Source organism: Cupriavidus gilardii (assembly GCF_013347325.1).
Taxonomy (GTDB): Bacteria; Pseudomonadota; Gammaproteobacteria; order Burkholderiales; family Burkholderiaceae; genus Cupriavidus; species Cupriavidus gilardii.
In genome coordinates this window covers 827,498-843,101 of the sequence record NZ_CP054624.1, presented here as the reverse complement: position 1 = coordinate 843,101, position 15,604 = coordinate 827,498, and the positions used below count along the sequence as shown (strand labels likewise).

The 15,604-nt window shown below is 68.7% G+C and carries 12 protein-coding genes, 2 tRNA genes and 1 pseudogene; 5 read left to right on the top strand and 10 right to left on the bottom strand.

Annotation, left to right across the window (positions count from 1 at the left end; translation table 11 throughout):
* Nucleotides 1–11 precede the first annotated feature (11 nt).
* Nucleotides 12–1,403: a sensor histidine kinase gene (locus FOB47_RS03930; protein WP_174780010.1), complete on the top strand. Its 1,392-nt coding sequence runs from the start codon at nucleotides 12–14 to the stop codon at nucleotides 1,401–1,403.
* Nucleotides 1,404–1,427: 24 nt separating this feature from the next.
* Here the strand turns inward: FOB47_RS03930 and ampC are convergent, their stop codons facing one another.
* From ampC to FOB47_RS03880, 10 genes and pseudogenes are all read right to left on the bottom strand, one after another.
* Nucleotides 1,428–2,630, bottom strand: coding sequence for a class C beta-lactamase (gene ampC, locus FOB47_RS03925; RefSeq protein ID WP_174780009.1), 1,203 nt, complete (start codon nucleotides 2,628–2,630; stop codon nucleotides 1,428–1,430).
* 248 nt (nucleotides 2,631–2,878) lie between these two features.
* Nucleotides 2,879–2,955 (bottom strand) — tRNA-Arg (locus tag FOB47_RS03920).
* Between the two features lie 74 nt (nucleotides 2,956–3,029).
* Complete coding sequence (locus tag FOB47_RS03915; RefSeq protein ID WP_174780008.1) at nucleotides 3,030–3,887, bottom strand: hypothetical protein; 858 nt, start codon at nucleotides 3,885–3,887, stop codon at nucleotides 3,030–3,032.
* A gap of 475 nt (nucleotides 3,888–4,362) precedes the next feature.
* Nucleotides 4,363–4,449, bottom strand: a tRNA-Leu gene (locus tag FOB47_RS03910).
* A gap of 104 nt (nucleotides 4,450–4,553) precedes the next feature.
* Nucleotides 4,554–5,858: an amidohydrolase family protein gene (locus FOB47_RS03905; RefSeq protein WP_174780007.1), complete on the bottom strand. Its 1,305-nt coding sequence runs from the start codon at nucleotides 5,856–5,858 to the stop codon at nucleotides 4,554–4,556.
* 256 nt (nucleotides 5,859–6,114) lie between these two features.
* Nucleotides 6,115–6,783 (bottom strand): annotated as a pseudogene (locus FOB47_RS03900) (TetR family transcriptional regulator C-terminal domain-containing protein); the annotation flags it as partial.
* Nucleotides 6,784–6,852: 69 nt separating this feature from the next.
* Nucleotides 6,853–7,503 (bottom strand): uracil phosphoribosyltransferase, encoded by a 651-nt coding sequence (upp, locus tag FOB47_RS03895; protein WP_053824665.1) that lies wholly within the window; start codon nucleotides 7,501–7,503, stop codon nucleotides 6,853–6,855.
* 170 nt (nucleotides 7,504–7,673) lie between these two features.
* Nucleotides 7,674–8,957, bottom strand: coding sequence for a URC4/urg3 family protein (locus tag FOB47_RS03890; protein WP_174780869.1), 1,284 nt, complete (start codon nucleotides 8,955–8,957; stop codon nucleotides 7,674–7,676).
* 23 nt (nucleotides 8,958–8,980) lie between these two features.
* Nucleotides 8,981–10,219: a GTP cyclohydrolase II gene (locus FOB47_RS03885; RefSeq protein WP_174780005.1), complete on the bottom strand. Its 1,239-nt coding sequence runs from the start codon at nucleotides 10,217–10,219 to the stop codon at nucleotides 8,981–8,983.
* A 190-nt stretch (nucleotides 10,220–10,409) separates the two neighbouring features.
* A complete protein-coding gene (locus FOB47_RS03880) occupies nucleotides 10,410–11,489 on the bottom strand; it encodes an acyltransferase family protein (RefSeq protein ID WP_174780868.1) in 1,080 nt (359 codons plus the stop codon).
* 248 nt (nucleotides 11,490–11,737) lie between these two features.
* On the opposite strand from FOB47_RS03880, the gene FOB47_RS03875 reads away from it, so the two are divergent.
* From FOB47_RS03875 to FOB47_RS03860, 4 genes are all read left to right on the top strand, one after another.
* The gene (locus tag FOB47_RS03875; RefSeq protein ID WP_174780004.1) at nucleotides 11,738–12,670 is read left to right on the top strand and encodes an amino acid ABC transporter substrate-binding protein; all 933 of its coding nucleotides are present in this window, start codon (nucleotides 11,738–11,740) and stop codon (nucleotides 12,668–12,670) included.
* Nucleotides 12,671–12,852: 182 nt separating this feature from the next.
* Nucleotides 12,853–13,146 carry a hypothetical protein gene (locus FOB47_RS03870; protein WP_053824145.1) on the top strand — a complete coding sequence of 98 codons (294 nt, stop codon included), beginning with the start codon at nucleotides 12,853–12,855 and terminating at the stop codon, nucleotides 13,144–13,146.
* A gap of 326 nt (nucleotides 13,147–13,472) precedes the next feature.
* The gene (locus FOB47_RS03865) at nucleotides 13,473–15,203 is read left to right on the top strand and encodes a glycosyltransferase family 39 protein (RefSeq protein ID WP_174780003.1); all 1,731 of its coding nucleotides are present in this window, start codon (nucleotides 13,473–13,475) and stop codon (nucleotides 15,201–15,203) included.
* The gene (locus FOB47_RS03860) at nucleotides 15,200–15,571 is read left to right on the top strand and encodes a DMT family transporter (RefSeq protein WP_006578534.1); all 372 of its coding nucleotides are present in this window, start codon (nucleotides 15,200–15,202) and stop codon (nucleotides 15,569–15,571) included. Before FOB47_RS03865 ends, FOB47_RS03860 begins: the two co-directional genes overlap by 4 nt.
* The last annotated feature ends 33 nt before the right edge of the window (nucleotides 15,572–15,604 follow it).

Here is a 15,604-nt window from a genome sequence, read left to right as displayed (position 1 = left end):
GCCAGATCCCCATGCCCGCCCGCTCCGAACCGCACCAGGCATCGCACCTTGCGCCGCAGACCGCGACGCATGCCGCGCCATCGCGCAACCGCTCGTTGAGCCTGATGCTCAGCGTGACGCTCAGCACCGTGATCGCGATCTTCGCCTTGCTGCATACGGCGTGGACCTATGTGCTGGCCACCTCCGAGATCCATGAATTGCTGGACCGCCGCCTGCAGGAGGTGGCGGCTCGCGTCAGCGACGACATGACGCGGGCGACAACGCCGCTCTACCTCTATCGCGACGCATCCGACGGCATCGTGATCCAGATCTGGCTTGGCGCGCCGGAACCGACGCTGCATCCGGACAGCGACCGGATCACGATCGGCCGCGAGGCGCCGCCGGGCTTCTCGACACAGACGGTCGACGAGGAACGGTGGCGCGTATATTCCGAACACGGGCCGAAGTGGACCATCAACGTCGCGCAGCGCGAGGCCTCCCGCAAGCGCATTGCCGAAGACGCCGCGATCGCCAGCGCCACGCCCGCGCTGGCAATGATTCCGCTGGCATGGCTGGCGATCTTCGTGACGGTCAAGCGCGCGCTGCGGCGCGTCGGGGCCTTGGGCGAGCGCGCGGCGCGGCTCGACATCGGCCATCTGGAGCCGCTGCCGACCGACAAGGTGCCGCGCGAATTGCTGCCGCTGGTGCAGTCGATCAATCTGATGATCACGCGGCTGTCGCAATCGCTGCGGGTCGAGAAGAAGTTCATCGCCGATGCGGCCCACGAACTGCGCAGCCCGCTGACTTCGCTGCAGATCCAGGCCGACAACCTCGGGCGCACGTTGGCGGAGCCGGACAGCCTGCGCGAATACCACGCGCTGCAGCATGTGATCGCGCGCAGCACGCGCATGGTCTCGCAGCTGCTGCGGCTGGCGCGGGCCGACGCTCCGCCCGAGCGGGCCTCGTCGCAGCCGGTGGCGATTCGCGATGTGGTGCCCGATGTCATCGAGATGCATCTGCCGCGTGCGGCGGCGCACGGCATCGACCTGGGCGTCGAGCAGCTGGACGACCTGGAGGTGCGCGCCAACCTGGCGGACGTGCGCACGGCGCTGAGCAATCTGGTCGACAACGCCATCAAGTACACGCCCGACGGCGGCACCATCGACCTGCGCGCCTATCGCGACGAGTGGCTCGCTTGCATCGAAGTGCGCGACACCGGCAACGGCGTCGCGCCCGAGGCGCTGCCCCGCGTGTTCGACCGCTTTTTCCGTGCCGACGTCCAGGGCACCGAGGGCAGCGGTCTCGGACTGGCGATCGTCAAGGCGATCGCCGAACGATACGGCGGCGATGCCAGCATCGCCAACCGCCGCGATGTGCCATCGGGTGTGGTGGCGCGGGTGCGGTTTCCGTTGGTGCCCCGATGACGGTGCCAGCGTGAAGCCGGCACGCTACGGCTTGACGGGCCCGGCCAGGCGGGACAGCACCTCGTAGCCGATCGTCACCCGCTGATCGACCGGATACGCCTTGTTGGCCAACAGCACGATGCCGATCCGCTTGTCCGGCACAAAGGCGACATAGGCCGAGTAGCCGTTGGTCGAGCCCGTCTTGTGCAGATACGCCGGCTGCCCCGATGGCGCGGCGTCGACCGCAGTCGCGGCCTCGGCGCGAAGGATCGCCGCATTGCCGGCCAGGAGCTGCTGCAGGGGCGCCGGGTAGCGATACTGCTCCCAGACCAGATCCTGCGTGATCGGTCCCGCCCGAAAGCGCGGCACCTGGGTGCGCGCGATGGCCTGCCGCAGCGTATCGTCGATACGGGCGCCGGGCATGTTGGCTTCGACAAAGGCGACCAGATCGCCCGACGATGAGCGGATGCCATAGGCCGGCTCCCATAGATAGCCCTCCTTCATCCGGATCGGCGTATCGCCGGCGGTATATCCCTGCGCGTGGTCGGCCTGCCGTTCGATGGGCACCTTGAAATAGCTGTGCTTCATGCCGAGCGGCTCGAACACGATCGTGCGTACCAGCTCGCTGTACGCGCCGCCAAGGCAGTTGGCCGCAATCGCACCGAGCAGGCCGATGCCGTTGTTCGAGTAGACGCGGTGTGTGCCCACCGGATATGGCGGCCGCCATGCCGACAGGTATTCGACCATGTCGCGCTCGCTCCGGATTCGCTCCGGCACCGCAAGCGGCAGGCCGGAGGTATGCGTGCCAAGCTGGAGCAGCGTGACCTTGTCGAAGGTGCCACCGCGCAGCGCGGGCATATGGCGGCTGACCGGATCCTGCAACGACAGCTTGCCGCTCGCTTCGGCGTAGGCGGCCAGCGTGGCCGCAAAGGTCTTGCTGACCGAGCCGATCTCGAACAGCGTTTCCTTGGTCACCGGCCGGCCGCCCCGCATTGCGGTCTGCCCGTAGTTGTAGAAGTAGCGCTTGCCGCCGACGGTCACGCCGACCGCCATGCCTCGAAGACGATGTTGCGCGATCACGGGCTTGACGGCGGCGTCGACGATCGCGGCGATCCTGGCCGCTTCGCCGTCATCGGCAGCGTACGTGTTGGCGCTTACGCTGGCGCTGCAGACGCAGACGCAGACGCAGAAGCGCAGCCAGGCCCGCGGCGACAACGGTCCGGAGAACGACAGCTTCGATGGCTTCATGGCGGGGAATGCCGGCCGAGCGGCATCGCGGGAATCGGGATGGCGGCAGTGTAGGGATTGCCGGCAGCACCGTGTCGAGCCGCGCTGTAACGGGTGTCACGCGCCGCGCGATGGCGTTGCCACCGCACCGGATCGACAGCGCGGCGCGTCGATGCCTGCGCCGCAGGCACGTGGACCGGGCGCGTAGAAGCACGCAAACCGGCGCGCAAAGAAAAAGGGCTTCCATCACTGGAAGCCCTTCGTATAGGTGGCGCGGCTGGCAGGATTCGAACCCACGACCCCTTGGTTCGTAGCCAAGTACTCTATCCAACTGAGCTACAGCCGCACGCGAGGGCGCAATTGTATCGCAGTGGCGTGGGAACGCAAGCGTTTTTTGCGCGCCGATGCTGCGCCCCTCCCTCACCAGCGGTAGCGGGCCCCGATGATGCCGCCCGCATTGCGCCCGGTCTTGACCTTGACCCAGATCTTGACGCCGCCGCGCGTGCTGCCGTGCGCGCCGATATTGAACGAGAACAGGCCGCGCAGCAGATCGGTGTCGATGCGAGTGCCGTTGATGTTGATGGTCTTGCGGCTGCTGTCCTGCCACAGGTCGGCCTCGACAAAGGGATAGACGCCAGCCAGCCGTGTCGGCTGCGCGCCGTAGAGCCGCACCGCCAGTCCGGTCGCGCGGTCGTCGGCCGGCATCGCGGCCAGCGCGGGGTTGGGCAGGCCATCGTCGCGCGGCTGGTAGGCAAGCTGCACGCGCGGCTGGATCGTGACCCCGCTGCGCGGCAGCACCGCGTCGAGCGCCAGCGACAGCGTGCGTACGCGCGTATCGACGAAACCGCTGCCGGAGGCGGCATCGTCGGCGTGCAGCAGCCAGCTGGGCCGACGCCCGCCATCGCGGGGATCGGCGGCCAGGGCGGCGCGAATCGCGCTGTCCGACTCCGCCGCCATCTGCGCCAGCGCGGATCGTGACGCGGCGGAAGAAGGCGATGCGGAGGCAGGAGTGGACGGCAACGAGGCCAGCAATACCGGCGGCGACGATGGCGCTGGCGGCTCGGCAGCGGATGGCTGGGGAACGAATGGGTCCGCGGCGGAGGAGGCGGACTCGAAGGAGTCAGGCGACGACAAGGTTGGAGCGGGTCGCAGCATCGGAGCCGGATCCAGCGCTGCCAGCAACGCGGCGGCGTCTTCCTCGCCCAGCGGCTGCCAGCCGGGCACGGCCTCGCTGCCGGTGGGCCCGCTTTCGGCCTGAGCGATCGCGCTCAGCAGCACGGCGACGCAGGAGCCGTAGCGCCATCGGCGACAGCGGCAGCTTCTTCGATGGTTGGGGCCCACGCAAGCCCGGCCAGCGGCAACGCCGGTCTTCCTCTCTCTCGACAACAAGACCATGTCCATGGCGACCACCTTCGGGCTGATGTCGTCGCGCCCGATTTGTTCTGAGCATAGGTCAAAGGCAACGCAACCGTTAGGGTCGTCAACCCGATGCATGCCGGCGCGCGCGCTGCGGCTGCGGCCATGCGCACCTGCTGAAACGGCGCGCCGCGATACGGAACCGGCGGGATGAGGAGCGAGGAATGGCGGCGAGGAGTGGCGACGCGGAATGGCCGCGGAGAACGGCCGAGAGAACGCGTGGACCGCGCGACAGCGCGCGAAGGATAGAGCGACGGAGGGAAGAGGTCGCGAAGGAAAATCGCGGACGAAAAAAAGAAGGCCGTTGCGATTTGCAACGGCCTTCTCTTCAGGATTTTGGTGCCCAGGAGAGGACTCGAACCTCCACAGTGTTGCCACCGCTAGGACCTGAACCTAGTGCGTCTACCAATTCCGCCACCTGGGCTTCGATTCGCCGCTTCCGTGTCTTGCGTCACGTTTGCTGCGATGCGAAGACCGCAATTATGCAGATCGAACCGAAGGTCGTCAACACCCTTTCGCAAAAAATATTTACTTCGCTGCCAAGCGCTGCGCTGCCGCACCGGCGACGCGGAAATCGACCCGCTCCGGCCTGCCGGGCAGACGCAGCGAGGCCGTGGCCGGCGGCGTGGTGGCGACGACCTTGCCCGCGCGCATCACCAGCAGCCGGGTGGCGCGCAGCCGCAGCGCCTCGACCGGATCGGCGGCCTGCAGCAGCACCAGGTCGGCGCGGCAACCGGGCGCGATGCCGTAGTCCGGCAAACCCAGGATTCTCGCCGGGGTCTGCGTGACCGCATCGAAGCAGGCGCGCATCGCCTGCTGCCCGGTCATCTGCGCGACATGCAGGCCCATGTGCGCGACCTCGAGCATGTCGGCCGAGCCGAGCCCATACCAGGGGTCCATCACGCAATCATGGCCGAATGCCACCGGTACGCCGGCGGCCATCAGTTCGGGCACGCGCGTCATGCCGCGCCGCTTCGGATAGCTGTCGTGCCGGCCCTGCAGCGTGATGTTGATCAGCGGGTTGGCGATCGCCGCCATGCCCGCCTCGCGCATCAGCGGCAGCAGCTTGGACACGTAGTAGTTGTCCATCGAGTGCATCGAGGTCAGGTGCGAGCCGGCCACCCTGCCCTGCAGGCCGAGCCGCACCGTTTCCGCGGCCAGCGTCTCGACGTGGCGCGACATCGGATCGTCGGTCTCGTCGCAGTGCATGTCGACGGGCAGGCCGCGCTCGGCCGCCAGCTCGCACAGCAGCCGCACCGACGCCGCGCCGTCCGCCATGGTGCGCTCGAAATGCGGAATACCGCCGACCACCTGCACGCCCATGTCGAGCGCGCGCTTCAGGTTGTCCAGCGCACCGGGGCTGCGCAGCACGCCGTCCTGCGGAAAGGCCACCAGCTGCAGCTCGAGGTAAGGCCGCACTTGCTCGCGCACGTGCAGCAGCGCCTCGACCGCCAGCAGCCGCGGATCGCAGACGTCGACATGCGAGCGGATCGCCAGCAGGCCGCGCGCCACCGCCCAATCGCAATACGCCAGCGCGCGCTCGACCAGCGCCTGCTGCGTCAGCTGCGGCTTGAACTCGCCCCACAGCGCGATGCCCTCGAGCAAGGTGCCCGACTGGTTCACGCGCGGCAGTCCGTGCGACAGCGTCGAGTCCAGATGGAAATGCGCGTCGACGAATGGCGGCGACACCAGCTGGCCCGCCGCGTCGATCTGCTCGGCCGCCGGCGCCGGCAGCGCCGGCTCGACGGCGACGATGCGGCCGTCGGCGATGCCGATGTCGATGCCAGTGCGGCCGTCGGGCAGATTGCAGTCGCGAACGATCAGATCGAGCATGTTGGGGGCTCCAGGAGCATTCGGGAGTTGGCATGCGCGCTCAAGGCAAGGGATCGGCATCGCCCTGGAAGGCGCCGCGCCGCCGCGCGCCTCGTTCGCGGGCCGCCGTCGGCCTGACAGACTGGGGCACAGGCGGGGACGCAGACGGGGCCACAGACGGCGAGACAGGCGAGACAGGCGAGACGGACGGCGCAGCGGCCGACGCACCGGCAGCGGCCGCGCGCTCCCGACTGCTCCGACGCGACGGTGCGGCCGGCGCGGGCGGCGTCAGCCCGCAGCCGCGCAGCACCAGGGCGACCAGATGCTCGGTCGCCCGTTCGTAATCGCGCCGCTCCAGCCGCTGCACGCCGAGCACGGCGCAGATCTGAGCCTCGAAGTCGGCATAGGTCTGCGTCGCGGCCCAGATCGTGAAGAACAGATGGCTCGGATCGATCTGCGCCATCCGGCCCGCGGCGATCCAGCCGTGTATCACCACGGACTTGCGGCCCACCAGGCTGCGCAGCGCGTCGCGCAACACGTCGCCGATTTCCGGCGCGCCATGCAGCAGCTCGTTGGCAAACACGCGCGAAGCGTCGGGATAGCGTGCCGAGAGCCGCATCTTGGCACGGATATATTGCTCGAGCGCGGCCTCGGGCGAGCGCTCGGCGCTGATGATGTCCGCCTGCGACAGCCACAGCCGCAGCGTGTTGGCCAGCACCGCGCGGTAGAGCGCCTGCTTGGTGCGGAAGTAGTAGTGCAGATTGGACTTGGGCACGCCGGCGCGCGCGGCGATTTCCGCCATGGTCGCGCCGGCGAATCCGGCCCGCGCGAACACGCCTTCGGCCGCGCGCAAGATGCGCGCCTCGTTGCGCTGGCGGATGCGGCCGGCGTTGCCGTCGCGGCCGGCCAGCGCCTGCAGGCGGGCGGCGGGAGCTAGTGCGTCCATGGCGCGGTCCGGCGTGGCGGTGGCAACGGCAGCGCCTTCACAGGCGGGGCCGGGATGGGCATCGCGGCGTCAGCGCGTGCCGTACAGCCGGTCGCCCGCATCGCCGAGTCCGGGCACGATATAGCCGTGCTCGTTCAACTGTTCGTCGATCGCGGCGGTGACGATGGCCACGTCGGGATGCGCCGCCTGCAAGGCCCGCAATCCCGGGCGCGAGGCGATCAGGCACACGTACTTGAGCGCGGTGACGCCGGCCTCCTTGAGCCGGTTCAGCGCGGCGATCGCGGAATTGCCGGTCGCCAGCATCGGGTCGACCACGATCACCAGCCGCTCCTGGATATCGTCGGGCATCTTGAAGTAGTACTCGATCGGCTCCAGCGTTTCGGGGTCGCGGTACAGGCCGATGTGGCCGACCCGCGCGGCCGGCAGCAGGTCGAGCATGCCATCGAGGAAGCCGTTGCCCGCGCGCAGGATCGACACCAGGCACAGCTTCTTGCCGGACAGCATCGGCGACTGCATCGGCGCGATCGGCGTCTTGATCGCCACGGTCTCCATCGCGAGATCCCGCGTCGCCTCATAGGTCAGCAGCTGCGCGATCTCGCGCACCAGGCGGCGGAAGTTGTCGGTGGTGGTGTCCTCGCTGCGCACCAGCGTGACCTTGTGCTGGACCAGCGGGTGGTCGACCACCATCACCGGCGCGGCGGCCGGCGCGATGGGCGGCATGCCGGCGGGGAGTCCGGTGGACAGCGCCACGGACGGATCGACGGACAGATCGGCAGACAGGGCGGTCATGTTGGCACTCCTCGATGCGGCCGTGGCGGCATGCGGCCAGGGCGAAACGACGGCGTGCAGGCGCGCGGCATCTGGCGGCCGCGCCCCGCACGGACTGGAACTCAGAACACCGTGCCGTCGCTGTCGATCGCGAACGGCGGCGGGCCGCCCGGCCGGCGCTTGGCGGCGATGCGCCGTCCCGCCGCCCAGGTACCGCCCTCCAGCACGCGCGCCAACGGGAAGGCGTCGGCCGACAGGCCCAGCGCCTGCCGCGTTGCCTCGGCGACCAGGTCCAGGCCGGTCACCGTCAGCGCGCGCCATTCGACGATGGCCGGCTCGTCGACCCGGTGCACCGCCTCTGCAAAGCTCGCATCGCGCGGCACCATCAGCTCGAAGTCGTACAGCAGGCCGCCGTTGCGGTATTCGGGCAGGCCGGTCAGCGCATCGAGCCCGGTCACCGTCAGGCCGCCGTCCTCGAGCGGCTCGAGCAGCGAGTAGGTCAGCCACTGCGTCAGCTTGTGGAACGGCACCAGGCCGTCCGGGCTGGCCGGATGGCGCCAGCAGTCGCCGAGCGAGACGCCCTCCAGCTGCAGCCGTCCCGGCCAGACGGGCCCGAGCGCGACCAGCAGCGTGCGCAGCACGAACGCCGCGTCGATGCGCCCTTCGCTGGCATGCGCCTTCAGATAGTCGAACAGATTGCCGAGCCTGGCCGGTTCGCCGAACACGGCCGGCGTCGCCTGCGCAACCTTGCCGAGCCGGCGCACCAGGCCGGCGCGGCCTTCGAGGCCGACCAGCGGGTTGTGCTGGGCGACCTGGAAGGCGGTGGCCAGCGTCGACGGATCGATCTGCGCCAGCCGCTCGGCATCCGAGCGCAGCGGCTCGTCCGGCGTCGCCGAAAAGCCGCCGCGCGCGAACAGGTCGAAGCTGGCCACGCCAAGCCCCTCGGAGCGGCTCAGGCTCAGGTCGCTGGCCGGATCGCGGTAGCGCCAGTCCGGGCCCGCGCCCGCGTCGAGCAGCACGCTCGGAATCACCAGGTCGATGCCGATGCGCGCGCGCTCTTCGCGATGATCGTCGCCGGTCAGCGCCGCGCGTTCGCACAGGATGCCCCAGCGGTCGCGCAGCTCGCCCGGACCGCCGCTTTCGAAATGGCGCCAGCGGCTGTGGTAAGGCACCTGCAGATCGCGGTAGCGCGAGCGGATGGTGGTCGCCACATAGTCGGCGATCGCAGCGACCCGCTCGGGATGCCAGCTGAACCACTGCGAATCGCCGGCCGCCACCGCGGCCGTCACCGCGGCGCAGCGCGCCCGCACCGCCTGCGCGGTCAACAACGCCGAAGCCGGATGATCGGGTTCGACCCAGCTTTGCCAACCTTCGCGCGAAGCACGGGCTTGCCCGGCCGCGCCCATCGATGCTGCATCGTCTCGTTCTGTCATTCGTCCAGTCCCCTGCCCTTGGCCACCGTCAGGTCGGCGGCGTCCGGAGGCGTGTAACGGGTGAAGTAGCCCGCCGCCACCTTGGCGTCGATCTCCACCCTCGCGTCGGCCGGAATCAGCGCATCGGGGATCGGCACCTGCTCGACCACTTCGATTCCCTGCGCGACCAGCGCACCGTGTTTCATATTGCTCATCGAGGCCCAGCGGTCGATGCGACGGATGCCCAGCCAATGGAAGACATCGGGCATCAGTTCCTGGAAGCGCATGTCCTGCACGCCGGCCACGCATTCGGTCCGCGCGAAATAGGTTTCGGCGCGGTCGCCGCCGACCTGCCGCTTGCGCGCGTTGTAGACCAGGAATTTGGTGACCTCGCCCAGCGCGCGGCCTTCCTTGCGGTTGTAGACCACCAGGCCGACGCCGCCCTGCTGGGCCATCTCGATGCACACCTCGATACCGTGCGCCAGATACGGACGGCACGTACAGATGTCAGACCCGAATACGTCCGAGCCGTTGCATTCGTCGTGCACGCGGCAGGCGACCGGCGTCTGCGGCTTGCCCAGCAGGCTGACGTCGCCGAAGAAATACAGCGTCATGCCGCCGATCGGCGGCAGGAAGACCTTCAGATCGGGCCGCGTCACCAGCTCGGGGAACATGCCGCTGGTCTGCTCGAACAGGCCGCGGCGCAGCGCGCTTTCCTTGATGCCGAAGCGGCGCGCCATGCCGGGCAGATACCAGACCGGATCGACGGCCGCCTTGGTGACCCGCACATCGCCGTTGGCGAACAGGATCCGCCCATCGGGGATCAGCCGCCCGGCGGCGATCGCCGCCACCAGTTCCGGCATGTTGATATGGGCACGCGTGATGGCGATGGTGGGCCGGATATCGACGCCGGCGGCGATGCGGTCGGCGAAGACCGTCGACACCAGATGGCCCCACGGGTCCAGCGACACGATCTTGTCCGGATCACCCCATTGCGGATGCGGACCGATCGGCTCGGCCGGCGCCGTGTCGGTCAGGTCGGGGCGATGGTCGCGCTGCAGCTTGCCCGAAGCCACTGCCAGCGCGCGATAGACCGCGTAGGCACCGGCATGCGTCCCGATCACGTTGCGGTGCGCCGGATTGGTCAGCGTCGCGATCACGGGCCCGCGCTCGGCCGCGGTCGGCGCGCCCCAGTGGATCGGCTCGGCCGGCTTGTCGCGGCGTGCGTGCGAGGTCAGGACGATGTGATCGGACATGGCAGCCTCGAGGCGTGAATCCTGACCAAACGGTCAGGTTTACCTTGATGGTAGGCAATCGCCATGCCAAGCGCGTATGGGCGTTTTCCCCTTTTCGGTACGCCCCCTCACCAAAGACGGCACAACAACGGTTCATGCGGCGCCCACGTATCGTGCGGCGCCGCTGGATGTTGCCAACGGACAACGCTGGCTAGCGGGCGAGCCCCTCGCGGTTGCGCAACAACAACTTGCCGAGCGATGCGAACGGGTCGCGCGATTCGACATATCGGTAAAAAAGCGCACCGGCCGCGTTGCTCGCCAGCCACGCCAGCACCATGCCGAGGGCGTTCAGCCAGGGCATGCCGGGCGCGAGCCGGGACAACAGGCTATTGACCAGCAGGCAGATCGGAAAGTGCACCAGGAACACCGAGTACGAGATGGTCCCGAACGTGGCGAAGACACGGCCGCGCGGCCATGCCGCCAGCCAGCCGCCGCGCCGTGCCAGCGTCAGCAGCAGCGCGACGGCCAGCGCGAGCGCGATGCGCGAACGCATGTCGACCGTCAGCGCAGCGATGCCTGCCGCGGCAAGCGCTGCCAGCCACCACCCCGATCGTCCCGGATTCGACGCCCAGTAGCCGAGCACGCCCAGGCTGTAGGCGCCGAAGAAATAGATCGCCCACATGTCCCAGTCCGCGTCCCGGTTGAACCAGAACAGCGAAGCCAGCGCCAGCGTCACCACCAGTGCCGTGCCCACGCCGACCTGCCAGCCGGCGGGCGAACGCCGCGCCAGCCATAGCGTCAGCAACAGCAGCGCGAACAGCTGGAAGTCGATCGCGACATACCAGACGCCCGCCGACAGCGCGTCGATATCGAGCACGTCGTGCAGCAGCAGCAGATGCGCCAGCAGCTGCCCCCACTGCGGCGGCGCCGGAATCGACGGATGGTCCATGCCTTGCCGCGCGAGCGCTGCCGCGACGATGGCCAGACCGATCGCGGCGGCGAACGGCACCGCCAGCTTGCGATAGCGCCGCAGCAGCGCCGCCGGCGGCCGCGGCGTGCGCAGCAGGCCGTCCGGCGCCAGGCTGCGTGCCGCCAGGAAGCCGCCGATCACCAGGAACAGCTGGACCGCGATGCGTGCGTAGTCGGCGAGCCAATCGATCAGGACCGGCGCGAGGGAATGGGCCGCATCGGACATCGGCCCGTAGAAGGCCAGGTGGTGCAGCACGATCAGTTGCGAGCCGACGGCCTTGAGCGCATCGATGCCGGCCAGGCGCGCGGGTTGCGAAGAGATGGAGGACAAGACGGAAACCGGGCAGGGAAATCGCCGCCCGGCCCCGACGCGCCCGTGCGCGGCGCGGCACCGGACCGCGTGGCCCGCGATTGTACCCGGGGCCACGTGCAGGCATCGGCATGTCACGCCATGCCGTTGCGTCCGGGTCGCCACACCGACCTAGGGTATTTACTTATGACGAAGTTGTCGTTCCCCCGGGACAAACCTATCGATACCCTTGGGTCTTTGCTGTTTTCTATCGCGTCCCCATGTTGTCTTCCCTGCGTGCTTTCCGTCGCTCCTTTCGTTCGTTCCGCCCTGTCCTGCTCGCCGCGGCCCTGCTCGGCACCGCCGCGGCCCATGCCGCCGGCACCGAGACGCTGAACGGCCCGGTCCTCGACAAGATCCGCTCCAGCGGCACCATCGTGCTCGGCTACCGCGAGTCGGCGCTGCCGTTCTCGTTCGCCGACGACAAGGGCCAGCCGGCCGGCTACGCGGTCGATCTGTGCCTGCGCGCGGCCGAGGGCGCGCGCCAGGCGCTGGGCCTGAAGGACCTGAAGGTCCGCTGGATGCCGCTGACCCCGCAGAACCGCATCCCGGGCATCGTCAATGGCCTGGTCGACCTCGACTGCGCACCGAACACCAATACGCTGGAGCGCCAGAAGCAGGTCGCGTTCAGCGTCTCGCACTATGTGTCGACGGTGCGGATGCTGGTGCGCGCCGATTCCGGCATCGATTCGCTCGACGATCTGCGCGGCAAGACCGTGGTGACCAGCGCGGGTTCGACCGGCGACCGCCATGTGCGCCGGCTCAAGGGCCAGTACGGCTACCGCGACATCTACGCCAAGGATCATGGCGAATCGTTCCTGCTGCTCGAGTCCGGCCGCGCCCAGGCCTTCGTGATGGACGACGTGCTGCTGGCCGGCCTGCGTGCCCGCGCCAAGGATCCATCGCAATATGTGATCGTCGGCCCCGCGCTGTCGGTCGAGCAGAACGCGCTGATGCTGTCGAAGGCTGACCCGGCATGGAAGCGCCTGGTCGACCAGACGCTGGCCGGCATCTATGGCAGTCCGCAGATCGAGACGCTGCAGCAGCGCTGGTTCCAGAAGCCGATCGGGGCACGCCAGATCAATCTGGCGCTGACCCCGTCGGCCGAGGTTCGCGAGGCGTGGAAGCATCCGTCCGACGCGGTGACCGAATAGCCTCATGCCGAAGCGGCGACCGCCGGCAATGCTCGCTTTCCATGAGCGCCGGCGCTGCCGACAGCCGATGTGACGCGCTTGACAGCCGCGAGACAGGTTGGAGACACTGGCGCGGGCGGCGTGTCGACGCCCGCCCATCGTCAGCCGCCCATCCGATGGACGGCAACTTTCGAGGAGACACCATGAGCAAGTTCGTCGCGACGGCCATCGCGCTGTGCATCGGCACCGCCTCGCTGGCGGTGCACGCCCAGAACACCGGCGGCAAGAAGCAGTTCGACCCGTACTCGCAAGGCGCCAAGGCGGGCGAGAAATTCGACCCGTACAGCCAGGGGGCGAAAGCCGGCGACAAGTTCGATCCCTACAGCCAGGGCGCCAACCAGAGCACCCGCGCCGACCTCGCGCCGGGCCAGGACGAAGGCAAGAAGAACGGCCACAACAAGGCGAAGAAGGCCAAGCCCGCCAAGCCGGCCAACTGACACCGGATCACGGGCCAGCCCGGGGGCGGCCCGATCCGATGCGAATCCAGAACCCGCTGCGCGCGGGTTTTTTTGCGTCCGCGTTTTGACACGCCTCTGGCACGTCAATAAGTGACATAGAAAGCACAGGACATATGTCCCGGGCCGCCCGCCGCGCGCCTGCCGGACCCGTGTAGGACATTTTTCGGTATCAGGCGTCATAGCTTTCGCACAAAATGCGAACTTCGCCGTTGACATAGGCGACGTATGCACCACACGGAGCGCAGCGCTCCGTCGCGGGTTGTCAGCAAGCGGCCGAGGCCGCGCCGCACCGTTTCAGGAGTTTCATGCGCCGTTCCCCGACCACGCACGCCAGCGGCTTGTCCGCGGCGGTGATCGCCCTGGTCGTCCTCTATGTCGTCCTGCTCTGGTTCGGGACGCTGGACGCCCGCCATCTGTTGCGCTCCGACGAAGGCCGCTATGCCGAGATCGCGCGCGAGATGTTCGCCAGCGGCGACTGGGTCACGATTCGCTACAACGGCGTCAAGTATTTCGAGAAGCCGCCCTTTCACCTGTGGGTCACGGCGCTGACCTATACCGCCTTCGGGCTCGGCGAATGGCAGGCGCGGCTGTGCGTGGCGCTGTCGGGCTTCGTCGGCCTGCTCGCGTCGATGTGGGCGGCCGGCCGCTGGTTCGGCACCCGCGCCGGCTGGCTGACCGGGCTGGCGCTGGCGGCCGCGCCGATGTGGAGCGTCGCCGCCCACTTCAATTCGCTGGACATGACGTTGGCCGGCGCCCTCGCCTGCGTGCTGGCCTGCATGCTGCTGGCCCAGCATCCCGACACCACGCCGGCCGCACGGCGCGGCTGGATGCTGGGCTGCTGGGCCGCGATGGGCGTCGCCATCCTGACCAAGGGCCTGATCGGACTCGCCTTGCCCGGGCTGGTGCTGGTCGTCTACACCGCGATCGCGCGCGACTTAGCGCTGTGGCGGCGGCTGCATCTGTTCTCGGGCTTCGCGCTGCTGCTGGCGATCACCGTGCCGTGGTTCTGGCTGATCGCCGAGCGCAATCCGGAATTCCTGCGCTTCTTCTTCATCCACGAGCACTGGCAGCGCTATACCACCAGCGTCCACCATCGGCAGGGTCCGCTGTGGTACTTCGTGCCCCTGCTGCTGGCCGGCTTCCTGCCATGGCTCGCGCTGGCGCCGGGCATCTGGCGCGCGGTGCGCCGCGAGCGGGCCGAGGCCGCGCAGGCGGCAAGCGCCGTCCCGCTGCGTCCCGCGCTGCTGATGCTGGTCTGGGCCGGCGCCATCTTCGTGTTCTTCAGCCTGTCGAACTCCAAGCTGCCCGGCTATATCGTGCCGATCTTCCCGGCGCTGGGCATGCTGGCCGGGGTCGCGCTGGACCGCATCGGCGACACCGGCTGGCGGCGCCTGGTGCTGCTGATGCTTGGGGTCTCGGTGCTCGGGCTGGCCGCCACGCCGGTGGTCGCCACGCTCGATTCCGACAACACGCCGAACGCCTATTACCGGGTCTTCGCACTGTGGATCGGCGCCGCCTTCGCCGTCATGTTCGCCGGCGTGCTGCTCGCCCATTGGCTGGCACGCCGCAACGGCAGGCTGGCCAGCATCGTCTGCTATGGCCTGGCGATGTACACCAGCTTCACGGTCGCACTGCTCGGCCATGAGGTGATGGGCCGGCGCACCTCCGGCATCGATCTGGTGCCCGCGATTCGGCAGGTACTGAAGGACGACATGCCGTTCTATGGCGTCGGCATGCTCGACCACACGCTGCCGTTCTACCTGCGCCATCCGCTGACGCTGGTCTGGCATCCCGACGAACTGCAGTTCGGCCTGCAGCAGGAACCGGACAAGTGGATTCCGACGCTGGAGGGCTTCGCCCAGGCCTGGCGCAGCGGCCGGCCCGCGGTCGCCATCATGTCGCCGGAGATGTACACCAGATTGCAGGCTCAGGCGTTGCCCATGTATCGGGTCGCCGAAGACGTGCGCCGCGTCGTGGTCACCAATTTCGCCCCGCCGCCGGCGGCCGCCACGCCCGCCTCTCCTTCCAACCGATGACGATCACGACCTTCGCATTCATCCTGACCGGCGTGCTGCTGAACGCCTGCGCGCAACTGCTGCTCAAGGCCGGCGTCAATGCGGTCGGCGCGATCGCGCTGGACCGCGCCACGCTGTTCGATACCGCGCTGCGCGTGCTGGCCCAATGGCCGGTGCTGGCCGGACTGACCCTCTATGTCGCCAGTGTCGCGGTGTGGATCGTCGGTCTGTCACGCGTCGATGTATCGATGGCCTACCCGATGCTGTCGCTCGGCTATGTGGTCAACGCGGTGGCCGCATGGTGGCTGTTCGGTGAGATGATCGGACCATTGCGGATGGCCGGCATCCTGCTGATCCTGGCCGGCGTGTTCCTGATCGCGCGTTCCTGACCTGCCGTTCCTCATCTCCATTGACGCCGACGC